Genomic DNA, 19,891 nt, shown 5'->3' with positions numbered 1-19,891 from the left:
AGTGCCTCCTCTCATTATCTTCTAGTTTTCTTATCGTCAGCAAGGTGACCTTTATACGTACGAGTTGGTGCGAATTCACCTAACTTATGGCCAACCATATCCTCAGTGATGTACACAGGTACGTGTTTACGACCATCATATACAGCGATTGTGTGTCCGATGAACTGAGGGAAGATTGTTGAACGGCGAGACCAAGTTTTAACAACTTGTTTTTGCTCAGATGCAACTAATTTTTCCATTTTGCTCATTAAGTGATCATCGACAAATGGTCCTTTTTTTAAGCTACGAGCCATTTTGGTGCCTCCCTTCGTGATTGGCGTACGGTTCTAGAAATGAACCGTACTACAATCCCATTATTTTTTACGACGACGAACGATGAATTTGTCAGACGCTTTGTTTTTCTTACGAGTCTTGAATCCAAGAGTTGGTTTACCCCATGGAGACATTGGAGACTTACGTCCGATTGGAGAACGTCCTTCACCACCACCGTGTGGGTGATCAACCGGGTTCATTACAGAACCACGAACTGTTGGGCGTTTACCTAACCAGCGAGAGCGACCTGCTTTACCGATTTTGATAAGTTCGTGTTGTTCGTTACCTACTTGACCGATTGAAGCGCGACAAGCAGATAATACAAGACGTACTTCACCAGAAGTTAAACGTACAAGTACGTATTTACCTTCTTTACCAAGTACTTGAGCAGATGTACCAGCAGAACGAACTAATTGTCCGCCACGACCAGGCTTAAGCTCGATGTTATGAACAACAGTACCTACTGGAATGTTGATTAATGGTAATGCGTTACCGATTTTGATGTCAGCTTCTGGGCCAGACATAACTTCCATACCTACTTCTAAAGATTTAGGAGCAAGAATGTAACGTTTTTCACCGTCAACGTAGTTAATTAATGCGATATTCGCAGAGCGGTTTGGATCGTATTCGATCGTAGCAACGCGTCCTGGAATTCCATCTTTGTTACGCTTAAAGTCGATGATACGGTATTGACGCTTATGTCCGCCACCTTGATGACGTACAGTAATTTTACCTTGGTTATTACGACCAGCCTTCTTGCTTAAAGGAGCAAGTAATGACTTTTCGGGTCTGTCAGTCGTGATTTCAGCGAAATCATTCGTAGTCATATTACGACGACCGTTAGTAGTTGGATTATACTTTTTAATTCCCATCTCAATTTCCCTCCTTCTTTAGTAAGAATTAAACGCCTTGGAAGATTTCGATTTCTTTGCTGTCAGCAGTTAGCTTAACGATTGCTTTACGACGACGGCTAGTAAAACCAGCGTGACGACCAACGCGTTTTGCTTTCGGCTTGTAGTTCATGATGTTCACTTTTTCTACTTTAACACCAAAGATCGCTTCAAGAGCATCTTTAACTTCTGTTTTATTAGATTTAACGTCCACATCGAACGTGTATTTTTTTTCAGCCATCATTTCCATAGAACGTTCAGTGATAACTGGGCGCTTAATGATATCACGAGGATCTCTCATTATGCAAGCACCTCCTCTACTTTTTCCACTGCCGCTTTTGTCATGATTAGCTTATCATGATGAAGCACGTCTAAAACGTTTACGCCATCAGCAGTGATTACTGTTACTCCAGGGATATTGCGAGCAGATAACTCTACAGATTCGTTTGCATCAGCAGTTACGATAAGAGCTTTCTTCTCAACAGTTAATCCTTTAAGTACTGCTAGCATGTCTTTTGTTTTTGGTGCATTTAACACTAGGTCTTCAAGAACTACAATGTTGTTCTCAACTACTTTAGTAGCTAATGCAGATTTGATTGCTAAACGACGAACTTTCTTAGGAAGTTTGTACGCATAGCTTCTTGGTGTAGGTCCGAATACCGTACCACCACCACGCCATTGAGGAGAGCGGATAGACCCTTGACGAGCACGTCCAGTTCCTTTTTGACGCCATGGTTTACGACCACCACCGCGAACTTCAGAGCGAGTTTTTACTTTGTGTGTACCTTGACGTAAAGATGCACGTTGCATCATTACAGCTTCGAAAAGTACAGCTTCATTTGGTTCGATACCGAAAATAGCTTCAGCTAATTCGATTTCACCAACCTGTGAACCAGTTTGGTTATATACAGTAACTTTTGGCATTGGAATTCCTCCTTCCTATTGTGAATTATTTGCTAACCTTCACAGCGCCTTGAACAACTACAAGAGATTTCTTAGCACCTGGAACGTTACCTTTTACTAGTAATAAGTTGCGCTCAGTGTCAACTTGAACGATTTCTAAGTTTTGGATAGTAACTTGGTCTCCACCCATACGTCCAGCAAGTTTTTTGCCTTTGAATACACGGTTCGGAGCAACTGGGCCCATTGAACCTGGACGACGGTGATAGCGAGAACCATGAGACATAGGTCCGCGAGATTGTCCGTGGCGTTTGATAACACCTTGGAAACCTTTACCTTTAGAAATTCCTGTTACGTCAACGATTTCACCTGCAGCGAAAACTTCAACTTTTACCTCTTGACCAACCTCTAATCCGTCCACGTCTGCATCGCGGATTTCGCGAATGAAGCGCTTAGGAGTTGTAGATGCTTTAGCAGTGTGGCCTTGTTCAGGTTTGTTAGTTAACTTTTCACGTTTATCTTCAAATCCTAACTGGATTGCATTGTAGCCATCAGTTTCAGTTGTTTTCTTTTGAAGAACAACGTTTGGATTAGCAGCGATAACTGTTACTGGGATTAACTCACCGTTCTCAGCAAATACTTGAGTCATACCGATCTTTCTTCCTAAGATTCCTTTGGTCATGAGTTACACCTCCTACATTTTTAAGTTATATAATTTATAGTTTGATTTCGATATCTACACCAGACGGTAAGTCTAAACGCATTAATGAATCTACTGTTTGTGGAGTAGGACTCACGATATCGATTAAACGTTTGTGTGTGCGCATTTCGAATTGCTCACGAGAATCTTTGTACTTATGAACAGCACGAAGAATTGTGTAAATAGTCTTCTCAGTTGGTAATGGGATCGGACCAGAAACCGTTGCCCCAGAACGCTTAGCTGTTTCTACAATTTTCTCAGCTGATTGATCAAGAATACGGTGATCATAAGCTTTTAAACGGATACGAATTTTTTCTTTTGCCATTATTTTCCCTCCTTCGTTCGCCTATTTCTAAAATAGACCTTCTCCATGGAAATTTCCCCACACCATGCCATGGCAAAGCGGCCGGGTGTGTCAGCAACCTTCCACTTCATCGCAGTCAAAGACCAACATTGTCTATTATACAATGTTATTCGTCTAGATGCAAGCATCTTTTTGTTTGCATCTGCTTTTCTCTACTTTTGCTATTATACATGGCACTTTAAAGAATTTCAAGTTTTCATCTAACAGAATTCGTTTTACAGTTTCTGGATTATCTTTTTTTGTTTTTATATTACTATAGAAGAAACTCGTCAAAACAAAAAAACACACTCTTCTTCTTTATATAAACGCAAACAAAAAACCTAAGGGAAAATCCCTTAGGTTTTTTTATATCAGCTAAGATTACTCAACGATAGTAGCAACTACACCGTAACCTACTGTACGTCCACCTTCACGAATAGAGAATTTAGTTCCCTCTTCGATAGCGATTGGAGCGATAAGTTCGATAGTCATTTCGATGTTGTCACCAGGCATTACCATTTCAGTACCTTCTGGTAATTGGATGATACCAGTTACGTCAGTTGTACGGAAGTAGAACTGAGGACGGTAGTTAGCGAAGAATGGAGTGTGACGTCCACCTTCTTCTTTAGATAATACGAAAACTTCAGCTTTGAATTTAGCGTGTGCTTTTACAGAGCCAGTTTTAGCAAGAACTTGTCCACGTTGGATGTCTTCACGAGCAACCCCACGAAGAAGAGCACCGATGTTGTCTCCAGCTTGAGCTTGGTCAAGAAGTTTACGGAACATTTCTACACCAGTTACAGTTGTAGAAGCATTCTCTTCAGCAAGACCGATGATTTCTACTACGTCACCAACTTTAACGATTCCGCGCTCTACACGACCAGTTGCAACTGTACCACGACCTGTGATAGAGAATACATCCTCGATAGGCATTAAGAATGGTTTGTCAGTTTCACGTTCTGGAGTTGGGATGTAAGCATCAACTTCAGTCATTAATTCAATGATTTTTGCTTCCCAATCAGCTTCTCCTTGAAGAGCTTTAAGAGCAGAACCTTTGATTACAGGAATGTCGTCGCCTGGGAATCCGTATTCAGATAATAGGTCACGAACTTCCATTTCTACTAATTCTAATAATTCTTCGTCGTCTACCATGTCGCATTTGTTTAAGAATACAACGATGTAAGGAACACCTACTTGACGAGAAAGAAGGATGTGCTCACGTGTTTGAGGCATTGGGCCATCAGCAGCAGATACTACTAAGATACCGCCGTCCATTTGAGCAGCACCAGTGATCATGTTTTTAACATAGTCAGCGTGACCTGGGCAGTCAACGTGTGCATAGTGACGAGTTTCAGTTTCGTACTCAACGTGTGCAGTTGAGATTGTGATTCCGCGCTCTCTTTCTTCTGGAGCAGCGTCGATTTGATCGTATCCGCGTGCTTCAGCACCACCAGCTTTTGCAAGAACTGTAGTGATCGCAGCAGTTAATGTAGTTTTACCATGGTCAACGTGGCCGATTGTACCGATGTTAACATGGGGTTTAGAACGTTCGAATTTAGCTTTAGCCATTCTAAATTCCTCCTTAGTTTATATAGGTTATTTTATATTTAGACTAGAAAGCGAAACTTACGTCCCACTTTCTAAGCTTACATAAGTAGTTATACTCGAACAATTGATAAAAATCAATTATTCGCCTTTATTTTTTTTAATAATTTCTTCTGAAACAGACTTCGGTACTTCTTCATAATGATCAAATGTCATTGAGAATGTTCCGCGTCCTTGAGTGTTAGAACGTAATGCTGTCGCATAACCGAACATTTCAGAAAGTGGAACCATAGCGCGAACAACTTGTGCGTTACCGCGAGCTTCCATACCTTCTACACGTCCACGACGAGATGTTACGTCACCCATGATGTCTCCCATGTACTCTTCAGGAATTACAACTTCAACTTTCATCATTGGCTCAAGAATTACTGGGTTACATTTAGAAACCGCAGCTTTAAGTGCCATAGATGCAGCGATTTTGAACGCCATCTCAGATGAATCGACATCATGGTAAGAACCGTCAACTAATGCTGCTTTAATGTCAACTAGTGGGTAACCAGCTAGTACACCATTTTTAAGTGAGTCTTCAAGACCCGCTCCAACAGCTGGGATGTATTCACGTGGAACTACACCGCCGACGATTTTGTTTTCGAATTCAAATCCTTTACCTTCTTCGTTAGGTGCAAACTCAATCCAAACGTGACCGAATTGTCCACGTCCACCAGATTGACGAGCAAACTTACCTTCAACTTTCGCAGCAGCGCGGAAAGTTTCACGGTATGCTACCTGAGGAGCACCAACGTTTGCTTCGACTTTGAATTCACGGCGCATACGGTCAACGATGATATCAAGGTGAAGTTCACCCATACCAGCGATGATAGTTTGGCCAGTTTCTTGGTCAGTGTGAGCACGGAATGTTGGATCTTCTTCAGAAAGCTTAGATAATGCTGTACCCATTTTATCTTGGTCAGCTTTAGATTTTGGTTCGATAGCTACAGAGATAACTGGCTCTGGGAATTCCATAGACTCAAGGATAACAAGGCTCTTCTCGTCACAAAGAGTATCACCAGTAGTAGTATCTTTTAAACCTACAGCAGCAGCGATATCACCAGCGTAAACTGTTGAAATCTCTTCACGGCTGTTAGCGTGCATTTGTAGGATACGTCCTACACGCTCACGCTTACCTTTAGTTGAGTTTTTCACGTATGATCCAGAGTTTAACACACCAGAGTACACACGGAAGAACGTTAACTTACCAACATAAGGGTCAGTCATGATTTTGAATGCTAAAGCTGCGAATGGTTCTTCATCGCTAGACTTACGTTCTACTTCTTCATCTGTATCCGGAAGAGTACCTTTAATAGCAGGTACATCTAATGGAGATGGTAGGTAGTCGATAACTGCGTCTAACAGAATTTGAACACCTTTGTTTTTGAATGCAGAACCACAGATTACTGGGAAGAATTCTACAGAAGTTGTAGCCTTACGGATACCAGCTTTAAGCTCTTCTACAGTGATTTCTTCACCTTCTAGGTACTTCATCATCATTTCTTCATCAAGCTCAGCTACCGCTTCAATAAGCTTTCCACGGTATTCTTCAGCTAGTTCTTTGTGCTCTTCAGGAATTTCGACACGCTCGATGTCTGTTCCTAAATCGTTACCGTACATGTAAGCACACTCTTCAACAAGGTCAATGATACCATTGAACTCATCTTCAGCACCGATTGGTAACTGAATTGGATGTGCGTTTGCTTGTAAACGATCGTGGATTGTTCCTACAGAGTATAAGAAATCTGCACCGATCTTATCCATTTTGTTAACGAATACGATACGAGGTACACCGTAAGTAGTAGCCTGACGCCAAACAGTTTCTGTTTGTGGTTCTACACCAGATTGTGCATCAAGTACTGCTACCGCACCATCAAGTACGCGTAAAGAACGTTCTACTTCTACTGTGAAGTCTACGTGTCCTGGAGTATCAATGATGTTTACACGGTGACCTTTCCATTGAGCTGTAGTTGCAGCAGAAGTAATTGTGATACCACGCTCTTGCTCTTGCTCCATCCAGTCCATCTGAGATGCACCTTCATGAGTTTCACCGATTTTATGAATACGTCCTGTGTAATACAGAATACGCTCAGTTGCTGTTGTTTTACCAGCATCGATGTGAGCCATGATACCAATATTACGAGTGTTTTCTAAAGAGAACTCTCTTGTCATTTGGTGTCTTGCTCCTTCCATATATGGATTGGATTTTTTATTTTAAGTAGCAAAAAAGCCACTTTATATTGTTACATATGCCAGTGTCCAGTACCCTCATTATGTAAAACGAGCGCCCAACGAAAGGGAGAGGCATTCTCCCTCTCCACACTTCCATAAGCGACAAATAAAGCGGTTTATGCATACATTTATTTTACGTTGAATCCTACCAACGGTAATGAGCAAATGCTTTGTTAGCTTCTGCCATTTTATGAGTGTCTTCACGTTTCTTAACAGATGCACCAGCGTTGTTAGCTGCATCTAAGATTTCGTAAGCTAGACGCTCTTCCATAGTTTTTTCACCACGAAGACGAGCATAGTTTACTAACCAGCGAAGACCTAAAGTTGTACGGCGTTCTGGACGAACCTCAACTGGAACTTGGTAGTTAGCACCACCAACACGACGAGCGCGTACTTCAAGAACAGGCATGATGTTCTTAAGAGCTTGCTCGAATACTTCCATTGGTTCTTTATCTGAACGTTCACGAACGATATCGAAAGCGTTATAAAGAATTGTTTGAGATTTACCTTTTTTACCGTCAACCATCATTTTGTTGATAAGGCGTGTTACTAGCTTAGAATTGTACATTGGATCTGGTAACACGTCACGTTTCGCAACAGGTCCTTTACGAGGCATATTGAGTTCCTCCTTTCATTATAAGTTTATTATTTTTTAGCAGGTTTTGGTCGCTTAGTACCATATTTAGAACGTCCTTGCATACGTTTGTCAACACCAGCTGTATCAAGCGCTCCACGAACGATGTGGTAACGTACCCCTGGTAAATCCTTTACTCGACCACCGCGAATTAATACTACGCTATGCTCTTGTAAGTTATGACCGATACCTGGGATGTAAGCTGTAACTTCAATACCGTTTGTTAAACGTACACGAGCGTATTTACGTAACGCTGAGTTAGGTTTCTTTGGAGTCATTGTACCAACACGAGTACATACACCACGTTTTTGAGGTGCAGAGATATCAGTTGATTTTTTCTTTAAAGAGTTAAATCCTTTGTTTAACGCAGGTGATTTAGATTTCCATACTTTATCAGTACGACCATTTCTCACTAATTGGTTAATAGTAGGCATTTGATTATCCTCCCTTCGCATGTTTGTATGACCACATATCCAGGTGGTTCATTATTAGTTGAAAACAAAGTTTTTGCAAGGAAGAGCAAATGCTCTCTCCTCACAAAAACAGTTTTAACTTATTATTCCTATTGCTGAAGCTCCCACTTGAATCCCCGAAACTTTTCCAAGCTTACGAACTGATTCAACCTTTGTTATGGGTATGTTATGTTGCAAAGCAGTGCGAATGATAACATGGGTTAACCGCACATCAGCATCTTCTGCAATAACAACTTCTTTAACTATACCATTTTTGATTGCTTCCAATGTGCGTTTATGACCAACGACTACATTTTCAGCATTTGACACTTTTTGATAAGACATATAAATATCCTCCAAAGCATCGTTCAGGAGCAACCTTGATTATAGTAACATTTTGACTCATACAATGTCAACTAGGATTAGATGTTTTTATACAAAATTTACGACGGAAAATTTTACTGTTCCACATAAATCTCATCGTTTTCTACATTCATGTTATCTTGTGTTGTTTTTACAAGATCCACTTTGCGATAACGATTCATACCTGTTCCAGCAGGAACAAGTTTACCGATAATAACGTTCTCTTTCAATCCTAGAAGCTCATCACGTTTACCTTTAATTGCTGCATCAGTTAAGACACGAGTTGTTTCTTGGAATGATGCTGCAGATAAGAATGAATCAGTTTCAAGTGAAGCTTTTGTAATACCAAGTAGAACAGGTCTAGCTGTCGCTGGTTGTTTACCTTTCAGTAACACCTTCGCATTCGCATCAGTAAACTGATGGATATCTAGTAATGTTCCTGGTAATACGTCTGTTTCACCTGCATCACTTACACGAACTTTACGTAGCATTTGACGTACCATTACCTCTACGTGTTTGTCACCAATTTCTACCCCTTGCATACGGTATACTTTTTGAACTTCACGTAATAAGTATTCTTGAACTGCTGTAATGTCCGTTACTTTTAGTAATTCTTTCGGATCAATAGAACCTTCTGTTAACTCTTTACCGTGGCTAATTGGCTGTCCTGGAGTTACTTTCAGACGAGCACCGTAAGGAATAGCATACGTACGAGCTTCAACTTCACCCTGTACAACTACTTCTTGGCGATCTTTAACATCGTTGATCGCTGCGATAACACCGTCGATTTCACTGATAACTGCCTGACCTTTCGGATTACGAGCTTCGAAGATCTCTTGGATACGAGGTAAACCTTGAGTGATATCATCTCCGGCAACCCCACCTGTATGGAATGTACGCATCGTTAACTGTGTACCTGGCTCACCGATAGATTGAGCTGCGATAATACCTACCGCTTCTCCTACTTCTACGTCTGTACCAGTTGCTAAGTTACGACCGTAACACTTCTTACATACACCATGGCGAGTGTTACACGTAAACGCTGAACGAATATTTACAGTTTCAACACCCGAATTTTCAACGATATGAGCGATATCTTCAGTAATTAATTGGTTTTCACTAACTAATACTTCACCTGTTTCAGGATGTTTTACAGTTTTTCTTGCAAAACGTCCAACAAGACGATCATATAATGACTCAATTACTTCATTACCCTCTTTAATCGCACCAATTAATAGACCACGATCTGTTCCACAATCATCTTCACGGACAATTACATCTTGTGCAACGTCTACAAGACGACGTGTTAAGTAACCAGAATCGGCAGTTTTAAGTGCTGTATCGGCAAGACCTTTACGCGCACCATGCGTAGAGATGAAGTACTCAAGTACTGTTAAACCTTCACGGAAACTCGATTTGATTGGAAGTTCGATGATACGACCAGATGGATTGGCCATCAGACCACGCATACCAGCAAGCTGAGTAAAGTTAGATGCGTTACCACGGGCACCTGAGTCACTCATCATGAAGATTGGATTGCGTTTATTCAAGGATTTCATCAGTTTTCCTTGGATAACATCTTTTGCATTACTCCAAATAGAGATAACGCGATCGTAACGTTCTTCTTCCGTGATTAAACCGCGACGGAATTGTTTAATTACATTATCTACTTTTGCTTGTGCTTCGTGGAGAATTTCATCTTTTTCGCCTAATACAAGAATGTCAGATACCCCAACTGTAATACCAGCTTTTGTAGAGTACTTGAACCCTAAGTTTTTCATACGGTCAAGCATGCGAGACGTTTCTGTAATTTGGAAACGTTTGAACACTTCCGCAATGATGTTACCAAGGATCTTCTTGCTAAATGGCGCCACTTCTTCGCGACTAGCAATAATTTCTTTAATGTTCGCACCTTTTTCAACGAAATATTCCGCTGGTGTTTCTTTTTCAAGGTTTGAGTTTGTCGGTTCATTAATATAAGGGAACGACTCTGGTAAGATTTCGTTAAATATTAATTTACCAACTGTTGTTAATAGAAGCTTACCTTTTTGCTCTTCAGTAAACGTTACGTTATTTACTGAACTTGCAGCAACTGCAACACGTGTGTGCAGATGTACATATCCATTTTGATATGCAAGTATTGCTTCGTTTGCATCTTTGAAGACCATACCTTCACCGATTGCGCCTTCACGCTCAAGTGTTAAGTAGTAGTTACCTAATACCATATCCTGAGATGGAGTAACAACTGGTTTTCCGTCTTTTGGATTCAAGATGTTTTGTGCCGCTAACATAAGAATACGAGCTTCTGCTTGTGCCTCTGATGATAACGGAACGTGAACCGCCATTTGGTCACCGTCAAAGTCCGCGTTGTATGCAGTACATACAAGTGGGTGAAGACGAATTGCGCGACCTTCTACTAATGTAGGTTCAAACGCCTGGATACCAAGACGGTGAAGTGTTGGTGCGCGGTTTAGAAGTACTGGATGTTCTTTAATCACAGATTCTAAAACGTCCCAAACTTCAGGGTGTACACGCTCAATTTTACGTTTCGCACTCTTAATGTTGTGTGCTAACCCTTTTCCAACTAATTCTTTCATAACAAAAGGTTTGAACAGTTCAAGCGCCATTTCTTTCGGTAATCCACATTGGTACATCTTTAAGTTCGGTCCTACAACGATTACAGAACGACCAGAGTAGTCAACACGTTTACCTAATAAGTTTTGACGGAAACGTCCTTGTTTACCTTTAAGCATGTGAGATAGTGATTTTAATGGACGGTTACCTGGTCCAGTTACTGGACGGCCACGACGACCATTATCAATTAATGCATCTACAGCTTCTTGTAACATACGTTTTTCGTTTTGAACGATAATGCTTGGAGCACCTAGGTCCAATAGACGTTTTAAACGGTTGTTACGGTTAATTACACGACGATATAAGTCGTTTAAGTCAGAAGTAGCAAAACGTCCACCATCTAACTGTACCATTGGGCGTAGTTCTGGTGGGATAACTGGTAGAACATCTAAGATCATCCAAGATGGTTCATTTCCAGAGTTACGGAATGCTTCTAATACTTCTAGACGTTTAATAGCACGAGTACGGCGTTGTCCTTGTGCTGTTTTTAATTCTTCTTTTAAGAAGTCTACTTCTTTATCTAAATCAATGTCTTGTAGTAGCTTTTTAATCGCTTCTGCACCCATAGCAGCTTGGAATGTGCTACCATATCGATCACGATATGCACGGTATTCTTTTTCAGAAAGTAATTGCTTCTTATCAAGTGGTGTATCTCCACTTTCTGTTACAACATAAGAAGCGAAATAAATTACTTCTTCAAGCGCGCGAGGGGACATGTCTAAGACAAGTCCCATGCGGCTCGGGATACCTTTGAAATACCAAATATGAGATACAGGAGCAGCTAATTCAATATGACCCATACGTTCACGACGTACTTTTGCACGCGTTACTTCAACGCCACATCGATCACAAACTACACCTTTATAACGTACACGTTTGTATTTTCCGCAATGACATTCCCAGTCCTTTTGTGGTCCGAAAATACGCTCACAGAACAAGCCATCTTTTTCAGGCTTTAACGTACGATAGTTAATAGTTTCTGGTTTCTTAACTTCACCGTATGACCAAGAACGAATCTTGTCAGGTGAAGCAAGTCCAATCTTCATATATTCAAAGTTATTTACATCTATCAAGGGGCCTACCTCCCTTTTAGTCTACAGGTTATCCCAATTATTCCTTAGTTGTCTCAACTTCGACATTCAATTTATCTGCTGATTGATGATCATCGTCATCTTCTGTATCACGCATTTCAATTTCTGTATCGTCGCTAGACATCATTTTAACGTCCATACCTAAACTTTGCAGCTCTTTAATCAATACTTTGAATGATTCAGGAACGCCTGGTTCTGGAACATTTTCGCCTTTAACAATTGCTTCATAAGTCTTAACACGTCCAACAACATCATCAGACTTCACTGTTAAGATTTCTTGAAGAGTATAAGCAGCACCGTAAGCTTCAAGTGCCCAAACCTCCATCTCACCGAAACGCTGTCCACCGAACTGAGCTTTACCTCCAAGAGGTTGCTGCGTTACAAGTGAGTATGGTCCAGTAGAACGAGCATGAAGTTTATCGTCAACCATGTGCGCAAGTTTGATCATATACATGACACCAACAGATACGCGGTTATCGAATGGTTCACCAGTACGTCCGTCATACAGGATTGTTTTCGCGTCATTTGCCATACCAGCTTCTTCAATTGTGCCCCAAACATCTTCCTCACGAGCACCATCGAATACTGGTGTTGCAATGTGAATGCCCAGGTATCTTGCTGCCATACCAAGATGAAGCTCTAATACCTGACCGATATTCATACGAGATGGTACCCCTAATGGGTTTAACATGATATCGATTGGCGTACCGTCTGGTAAGTAAGGCATATCTTCTTCTGGTAAAATACGAGAAATAACACCTTTGTTACCGTGACGTCCGGCCATCTTGTCACCTTCAGAAATTTTACGTTTTTGAACGATATATGCACGTACAAGTTGATTCACGCCTGGTGGCAATTCATCGCCATCTTCACGGTTGAATACTTTTACGTCTAAGATAATACCGCCACCACCGTGTGGTACACGTAGTGATGTATCACGTACTTCACGCGCTTTTTCTCCAAAGATAGCATGTAATAGACGTTCTTCAGCTGTTAATTCTGTTACACCTTTAGGTGTTACTTTACCAACAAGTAAATCTCCATCTTTTACTTCAGCACCAACGCGAATGATACCGCGCTCGTCAAGGTTACGTAATGCGTCTTCCCCAACATTTGGAATGTCACGTGTAATTTCTTCTGGTCCAAGCTTCGTATCACGAGCTTCTGATTCATATTCTTCAATATGAATAGAAGTGTACACATCATCTTTTACAAGGCGCTCACTCATGATGATCGCATCCTCGTAGTTATAACCGTCCCAAGTCATGAAGCCAACAAGCACGTTACGTCCAAGTGCTAGTTCACCTAATTCCATAGAAGGACCATCCGCAAGGATTTCACCTTTTACAACTTCATTTCCAACACTTACGATTGGACGTTGGTTGTAACAAGTTCCTTGGTTAGAACGAATGAATTTTTGCATTTTGTAGCGATCTAAGTCGCCTTTTACTGTTTGACCGTCAACTTCTACATAGCGACGTACCCAAACTTCACGTGCTTCTACGCGCTCAACAACACCAGGATGTTTACAGATTACTGCAGCACCTGAGTCTTTTGCTGATACGTACTCCATACCTGTACCTACAATCGGAGATTCCGGATTCATTAACGGAACCGCCTGACGTTGCATGTTCGCTCCCATAAGTGCGCGGTTAGAGTCATCGTTTTCTAAGAACGGAATACAAGCTGTCGCTGCCGACACTACTTGTTTTGGAGATACATCCATGTAGTCGATGCGTTCTCTATTTGTGACAATGTTTTCACCACGGAAACGAGCTACGATATCTTCACTTAGGAATTCACCTTCATCAGATAATTTCATATTCGCTTGGGCTACAACATAGTTATCTTCTTCATCTGCTGTTAAATAATCAACATGCCCTGTTACAAGACCAGTTTCTGGGTCAACACGACGATATGGTGTTTCAATGAAACCAAACTCATTTACTTTCGCGAACGAAGATAATGAGTTAATCAAACCGATGTTTGGTCCCTCTGGTGTTTCAATCGGACACATACGACCGTAGTGGGAGTAATGAACGTCACGTACTTCAAAGCCTGCGCGCTCACGCGTTAAACCACCAGGTCCTAATGCAGATAGTCTTCGTTTGTGAGTTAACTCTGCTAATGGATTTGTTTGGTCCATGAACTGAGATAACTGAGAACTTCCGAAGAACTCTTTAATAGATGCAATAACAGGACGAATATTAATTAGCGCCTGTGGTGTAATTGCATTTGTATCTTGGATCGACATTCTCTCACGAACAACACGTTCCATACGAGAAAGACCGATACGGAATTGATTTTGTAATAGTTCTCCAACAGAACGCAGACGACGGTTTCCTAAATGGTCAATATCATCTGTATCCCCTACTTTGTATAGTAGGTTGAAGAAGTAACTGATAGAAGCAAGGATATCACCTGGTGTGATGTGTTTCACATCACGAGTAATATTTGCATTACCAATTACATTAATTACACGTTCGCCTTCCGACTCAGGAGCATAAATCTTAATAGATTGCAGCTCAACATCGCCTTCTACCACTCCACCCATTGGTTTCGCTGTTTTGAATCCAATGTTTTTCTCTAAGTAAGGTAAAATGCGATCAAGTGTACGACGATCTAAGATTGTTCCTTCTGCCGCTAAAATTTCACCAGTTTCTGGATCCACTAATGTTTCAGCTAAACGTTGATTAAACAATCTGTTTTTAATGTGTAACTTCTTGTTGATCTTATAGCGACCTACATTTGCTAAATCGTAGCGCTTTGGATCGAAGAAACGAGACACAAGTAAGCTCTTAGCATTTTCTACTGTTGGTGGTTCACCAGGACGTAGACGCTCATAAATTTCAAGCAATGCTTTTTCTGTACTATCTGTGTTGTCTTTTTCTAATGTGTTGCTTAAGTATTCGTTATCACCTAAAAGCTCGGTGATTTCTTGATCAGAGCCAAACCCTAATGCGCGTAACAAAACAGTTACAGGAAGTTTACGCGTACGGTCAATACGCACATATACAACATCCTTAGCATCTGTCTCATACTCTAACCAAGCTCCGCGGTTTGGAATTACAGTAGCAGTAAAACCACGTTTTCCGTTTTTATCCACTTTGCCACTATAGTATACGCTTGGAGAGCGAACTAACTGGGAAACGATAACACGTTCTGCACCGTTAATTACGAATGTTCCAGTCTCTGTCATGAGTGGGAAATCTCCCATGAACACATCTTGTTCTTTTACTTCACCAGTTTCCTTGTTGATTAGACGCACTTTTACACGAAGTGGTGCTGCATACGTCACATCACGCTCTTTGCATTCGTCTACAGAGTATTTAGGTTCACCTAAGCTGTAGTCGATAAATTCAAGCGATAGATTTCCCGTAAAGTCTTCAATCGGAGAAATGTCTTGGAACATTTCTCGCAAACCCTCATCAAGAAACCACTGATAAGAAGAGGTTTGAATTTCGATAAGATTTGGTAACTCTAATACTTCACTAATACGGGCATAACTTCTTCGTTGGCGGTGGCGTCCGTATTGAACTAGTTGACCTGTCAACTGCTTCACCCCTCAAATCATGAGTATTATAAATGCACAAAAAAATTTGTGCAAAATCACAAATAAATACAACTACTGCTATTAGCGTAGTCTTTTTCTCTTAAAGATAAATACGTTGAGTCTTTCTACCTGCTCAAAAAAGAAAAATGGCTTCTATAAGAAAACCATCATTCTGTTTCATAATCTACTGATTTTACTATCTTTTCCAAGAGAAACAAAAATATACATCTTTCTCAACGCAGAAAATCATATATTGGCATTGTATAATGTTAACATAGCCAAAAATAACCGTCAACGTTTTTTTGATTTTATGATATAATATCCTTTTTTCTTTTCTACAATCTCAACTTCAGAAAATACTTCTTCTAGTTTTTTCAGCGCAGATGGTGCACCTTGCTTCTTTTGAATAACAATCCAAAGTTCTCCACCTGGAACTAAATACTCCACAGCTTTTTCTAAAATCTCATGTACGATATCCTTACCCGCACGAATTGGAGGGTTAGATAGAATAGCAGCATACTCGCCATCTACATTTTCATAGACGCTACTTTGAAAAATACGTATATTCTCGATTCTGTTATTAGCGGCATTTTCTTTCGCAAGCCCAAGCGCCCTTTCATTCACATCCACCATGTGAACTTCACAACCTTGAAACTCTTTCGCTAACGACAAACCAATAGGACCGTATCCACAACCTACGTCTAATATATCACCTTTAATATCCGGCATTTGAAACGCTTCAATTAAAAGACGAGAACCAAAGTCCACCTCGTTTTTCGAAAACACCCCATGGTCAGATAAAAAAGTAAATTGAGATCCACGAAGTGGAAATTCCCATCGTTTACGATCACTTTTACTAGAAGGGTCGTTAGAAAAATAATGGTCTGCCATATGGCCACCTCTTTTCTTTACAGTTAAAAAAAAAGCTCGCATGAGAGCGAGCTTTTTTTAAAGCATCAAAAGTTAATTACTTAACTTCTACAGCAGCGCCAACTTCTTCAAGTTTAGCTTTCATTTCTTCAGCTTCCTCTTTAGAAACGCCTTCTTTGATTGCTTTTGGAGTGTTGTCAACTAATTCTTTAGCTTCTTTTAAGCCAAGACCAGTGATTTCACGTACAGCTTTGATAACTTTGATTTTTTGAGCGCCAGCACTTGCAAGTACTACATCAAACTCAGTTTTTTCAGCAGCAGCTTCACCAGCGCCACCAGCTACAGCTACAGGAGCAGCAGCAGTTACGCCGAATTCTTCCTCGATAGCTTTTACTAAGTCGTTAAGTTCTAATACAGTCATAGATTTAACTGCTTCAATGATTTGTTCTTTAGTCATTGTAAATATCCTCCCTTAAATAGGTTTGTATTGTTTTATAGATAACAAGTAATTATCTTTTAAAAAATTAAGCGCCTTGCTCTTCCTTTTGTTCTGCAACTGCTTTAGTAGCAAGTGCAAGGTTACGGATTGGAGCTTGAAGAACGCTAAGAAGCATAGAAAGTAAGCCTTCACGTGATGGAAGAGTAGCGATTGCTTTAACCTCATCAAGTGTTACAAGTTTACCTTCGATTACGCCCGCTTTAATTTCTAAAGCTTCATGTTTTGTAGCGAAGTCGTTTAATACTTTCGCAGGAGCAACTACATCCTCGTTACTGAACGCGATTGCGTTTGGTCCTGTTAAGAATTCGTTTAACTCAGCCATTTCAGCAGATTCTGCAGCACGACGAGTTAGAGAGTTTTTGTAAACTTTGAACTCAACGCCAGCTTCACGTAATTGCTTACGTAATTCTGTTGCTTCAGAAACTGTTAAACCACGGTAGTCAACAACAATTGTAGATTTACTAGCACGAAGTTTGTCCGCGATTTCAGTTACAACTTGTTGTTTAGTTTCGATTACTTTGCTCATGTTATTACACCTCCTGTAGATTATATAGAAGATGTACCGAAAGTGCACTAAAAACCTCCATGCCCAACTTGTAGACATGGAGGCATATAGTCACAGAAAAAAATTCCGTTTCGTATATTAACACCTAGGTAGGAAATTAAGTCTATTGACACCTACTGTCTACGGTACACTATTTAAATTCACAACATAAATGATTATATTAAATCTTCTTTATGAAGTCAACTTCCAATTTTTACGCTAATGTAGAAACGTCTACGCGTACGCCAGGTCCCATTGTAGAAGCAACTGTTACGTTCTTCATGTAAGTACCTTTTGCAGCAGATGGCTTAACTTTTAATAAAGTGTCAGCGATTGTTTTGAAGTTTTCTACTAATTTAGCATCTTCGAAAGATACTTTACCGATTGGAACATGGATGTTACCAGCTTTATCAACGCGGTATTCAACTTTACCAGCTTTGATTTCGTTAACAGCTTTAGTTACATCGAAAGTAACTGTTCCAGTTTTAGGGTTTGGCATTAAACCTTTAGGTCCTAATACGCGACCAAGTTTACCAACTTCACCCATCATGTCAGGAGTTGCTACTACTACATCGAAATCGAACCAACCTTGTTGGATTTTACCGATGTAATCAGTATCGCCTACGAAGTCAGCGCCAGCAGCTTCAGCTTCTTTAGCTTTTTCACCTTTAGCGAACACTAATACACGTTGTACTTTACCAGTACCGTGTGGAAGAACAACTGCACCACGGATTTGTTGGTCAGCTTTCTTAGGGTCAACACCTAAACGGAATGCAGCTTCTACAGTTGCATCAAATTTAGCTGTGTTTGTTTTCTTTACTAATTCTACTGCTTCTGTTGCAGAGTAAGCAGATGCACGATCAACAAGCTTTGCAGCTTCTACGTACTTTTTACCTCTTTTAGCCATTTTTATTTCCTCCTCGAATGTGGTTTTAGCGGAATAACCTCCCACGTTTACGCCTGTTTTCAGGTATAACCTGAGGATGAGCGCCATCCATTTATTTAAAAACAATAATCATTTACGATAATAAAGGTTGCGAATTGGAATTCCAGACCCGCAACCTTTTTTAAAAACAAATCGAATTAGTCTTCGATAACGATGCCCATACTGCGTGCAGTACCTTCAACCATACGCATTGCAGCTTCTACGCTAGCAGCGTTTAGGTCAGGCATTTTAGTTTCAGCGATTTCGCGTACTTTATCACGCTTAACAGTTGCCACTTTATTACGGTTTGGTTCACCAGAACCAGACTCAATACCAGCTACTTTCTTAAGAAGAACAGCAGCAGGAGGAGTTTTAGTAATGAAAGTGAATGAACGGTCCTCAAATACCGTAATTTCAACAGGGATGATAAGACCAGCTTGATCTGCTGTACGAGCGTTAAACTCTTTACAGAAGCCCATGATGTTAACACCTGCTTGTCCTAATGCTGGACCAACTGGTGGAGCTGGGTTAGCTTTACCTGCAGGAATTTGAAGCTTTACCATTTTAATTACCTTTTTAGCCACGAGACACACCTCCTTAAGTCCGTGATGTGGTCAATTGGACAGTGATTTGCCCTCCCACGTCATATTTTATCTGTAAGGATAAAATCTTTCAAAAAACGTCTCCGATAACGAAGACGTACTGACTTAAAAGATATTATCACTTTTTACAATTCATTTCAAGTTTCATTTTATAATTTTTCAATTTGATGGAAGTCAAGTTCAACTGGAGTCTCGCGACCAAACATGTCCACAAGTACGCTAACCTTTTTCTTCTCCACATCAATTTCTTCAATAGCACCTGTATAATCTGCGAATGGCCCCTCATTTACACGTACTGTCTCATGAAGTTCAAAGTCGAAATCAACCACTTCGTTGTCCATTCCCATATGTTTCATAATGGTAACAACTTCCTCTTCTAATAGAGGTGATGGTTTAGATCCAGAACCAGAAGAACCAACGAACCCAGTTACACCCGGCGTGTTACGTACAACATACCAAGAATCATCAGTCATGATTAATTCTACTAATACATAACCTGGGAACACTTTTCTTTTCATTAATTTTTCTTTTCCGTTTTTCATTTCTACTTCTACTTCTTCCGGGACAACAACACGGAAAATTTTATCTTGCATACCCATTGATTCTACACGCTTCTCTAGGTTTGCTTTTACTTTATTTTCATATCCAGAATAAGTATGGACAACATACCAACTTTTTTCCATTCATTTAGGACGAGCGTCCTTCCCTCCCTGACGTACATTTTTTTGCGCAAATGAAAAAACCCGTTCACCGG

19 protein-coding genes and 1 other annotated feature are annotated in these 19,891 nt (G+C 40.5%); all 19 genes read right to left on the bottom strand.

What is annotated here, in order from left to right; translation table 11 throughout:
* Positions 1–14 precede the first annotated feature (14 nt).
* Complete coding sequence (rpsS, locus tag MHH27_RS00690) at positions 15–293, bottom strand: 30S ribosomal protein S19 (RefSeq protein WP_000124454.1); 279 nt, start codon at positions 291–293, stop codon at positions 15–17.
* A 60-nt stretch (positions 294–353) separates the two neighbouring features.
* The gene (gene rplB / locus MHH27_RS00685) at positions 354–1,184 is read right to left on the bottom strand and encodes a 50S ribosomal protein L2 (RefSeq protein WP_000511583.1); all 831 of its coding nucleotides are present in this window, start codon (positions 1,182–1,184) and stop codon (positions 354–356) included.
* 28 nt (positions 1,185–1,212) lie between these two features.
* Positions 1,213–1,503: a 50S ribosomal protein L23 gene (gene rplW / locus MHH27_RS00680; RefSeq protein WP_001205558.1), complete on the bottom strand. Its 291-nt coding sequence runs from the start codon at positions 1,501–1,503 to the stop codon at positions 1,213–1,215.
* On the bottom strand, positions 1,503–2,126 hold the full coding sequence (rplD, locus tag MHH27_RS00675; RefSeq protein WP_001127258.1) for a 50S ribosomal protein L4: 624 nt from the start codon (positions 2,124–2,126) through the stop codon (positions 1,503–1,505). The genes rplW and rplD overlap by 1 nt, the downstream gene beginning before the upstream one ends.
* A 25-nt stretch (positions 2,127–2,151) precedes the next feature.
* A complete protein-coding gene (gene rplC / locus MHH27_RS00670; RefSeq protein ID WP_000160209.1) occupies positions 2,152–2,784 on the bottom strand; it encodes a 50S ribosomal protein L3 in 633 nt (210 codons plus the stop codon).
* A 34-nt stretch (positions 2,785–2,818) separates the two neighbouring features.
* A complete protein-coding gene (rpsJ, locus tag MHH27_RS00665) occupies positions 2,819–3,127 on the bottom strand; it encodes a 30S ribosomal protein S10 (RefSeq protein ID WP_001040595.1) in 309 nt (102 codons plus the stop codon).
* 399 nt (positions 3,128–3,526) lie between these two features.
* The gene (gene tuf / locus MHH27_RS00660; RefSeq protein ID WP_001029617.1) at positions 3,527–4,714 is read right to left on the bottom strand and encodes an elongation factor Tu; all 1,188 of its coding nucleotides are present in this window, start codon (positions 4,712–4,714) and stop codon (positions 3,527–3,529) included.
* Positions 4,715–4,831: 117 nt separating this feature from the next.
* Positions 4,832–6,910: an elongation factor G gene (fusA, locus tag MHH27_RS00655; protein WP_000196384.1), complete on the bottom strand. Its 2,079-nt coding sequence runs from the start codon at positions 6,908–6,910 to the stop codon at positions 4,832–4,834.
* 205 nt (positions 6,911–7,115) lie between these two features.
* Positions 7,116–7,586, bottom strand: a complete 471-nt coding sequence (rpsG, locus tag MHH27_RS00650; protein WP_001137492.1) for a 30S ribosomal protein S7 — start codon at positions 7,584–7,586, stop codon at positions 7,116–7,118.
* A gap of 29 nt (positions 7,587–7,615) precedes the next feature.
* On the bottom strand, positions 7,616–8,038 hold the full coding sequence (gene rpsL / locus MHH27_RS00645) for a 30S ribosomal protein S12 (RefSeq protein WP_001142341.1): 423 nt from the start codon (positions 8,036–8,038) through the stop codon (positions 7,616–7,618).
* 114 nt (positions 8,039–8,152) lie between these two features.
* Positions 8,153–8,401: a 50S ribosomal protein L7ae-like protein gene (locus tag MHH27_RS00640; protein ID WP_000121833.1), complete on the bottom strand. Its 249-nt coding sequence runs from the start codon at positions 8,399–8,401 to the stop codon at positions 8,153–8,155.
* A gap of 113 nt (positions 8,402–8,514) precedes the next feature.
* On the bottom strand, positions 8,515–12,126 hold the full coding sequence (gene rpoC / locus MHH27_RS00635) for a DNA-directed RNA polymerase subunit beta' (protein WP_000567943.1): 3,612 nt from the start codon (positions 12,124–12,126) through the stop codon (positions 8,515–8,517).
* A 37-nt stretch (positions 12,127–12,163) separates the two neighbouring features.
* The gene (gene rpoB / locus MHH27_RS00630; protein ID WP_000147553.1) at positions 12,164–15,697 is read right to left on the bottom strand and encodes a DNA-directed RNA polymerase subunit beta; all 3,534 of its coding nucleotides are present in this window, start codon (positions 15,695–15,697) and stop codon (positions 12,164–12,166) included.
* 291 nt (positions 15,698–15,988) lie between these two features.
* A complete protein-coding gene (locus MHH27_RS00625; protein ID WP_000763269.1) occupies positions 15,989–16,588 on the bottom strand; it encodes a class I SAM-dependent methyltransferase in 600 nt (199 codons plus the stop codon).
* A 76-nt stretch (positions 16,589–16,664) separates the two neighbouring features.
* Complete coding sequence (gene rplL / locus MHH27_RS00620) at positions 16,665–17,024, bottom strand: 50S ribosomal protein L7/L12 (protein ID WP_000159737.1); 360 nt, start codon at positions 17,022–17,024, stop codon at positions 16,665–16,667.
* Between the two features lie 67 nt (positions 17,025–17,091).
* Positions 17,092–17,592 (bottom strand): 50S ribosomal protein L10, encoded by a 501-nt coding sequence (gene rplJ, locus MHH27_RS00615; protein ID WP_000048718.1) that lies wholly within the window; start codon positions 17,590–17,592, stop codon positions 17,092–17,094.
* Between the two features lie 39 nt (positions 17,593–17,631).
* Positions 17,632–17,775 (bottom strand) — a sequence feature (ribosomal protein L10 leader region).
* 49 nt (positions 17,776–17,824) lie between these two features.
* Positions 17,825–18,517 (bottom strand): 50S ribosomal protein L1, encoded by a 693-nt coding sequence (gene rplA / locus MHH27_RS00610; RefSeq protein ID WP_002094239.1) that lies wholly within the window; start codon positions 18,515–18,517, stop codon positions 17,825–17,827.
* Positions 18,518–18,693: 176 nt separating this feature from the next.
* A complete protein-coding gene (gene rplK / locus MHH27_RS00605; RefSeq protein ID WP_001085872.1) occupies positions 18,694–19,119 on the bottom strand; it encodes a 50S ribosomal protein L11 in 426 nt (141 codons plus the stop codon).
* Positions 19,120–19,286: 167 nt separating this feature from the next.
* A complete protein-coding gene (nusG, locus tag MHH27_RS00600; protein ID WP_000415794.1) occupies positions 19,287–19,820 on the bottom strand; it encodes a transcription termination/antitermination protein NusG in 534 nt (177 codons plus the stop codon).
* Between the last annotated feature and the right edge of the window lie 71 nt (positions 19,821–19,891).

Source organism: Bacillus sp. FSL L8-0152 (assembly GCF_038006365.1).
GTDB classification, from domain to species: Bacteria; Bacillota; Bacilli; order Bacillales; family Bacillaceae_G; genus Bacillus_A; species Bacillus_A cereus.
This window is presented reverse-complemented; position numbering and strand designations above follow the sequence as displayed.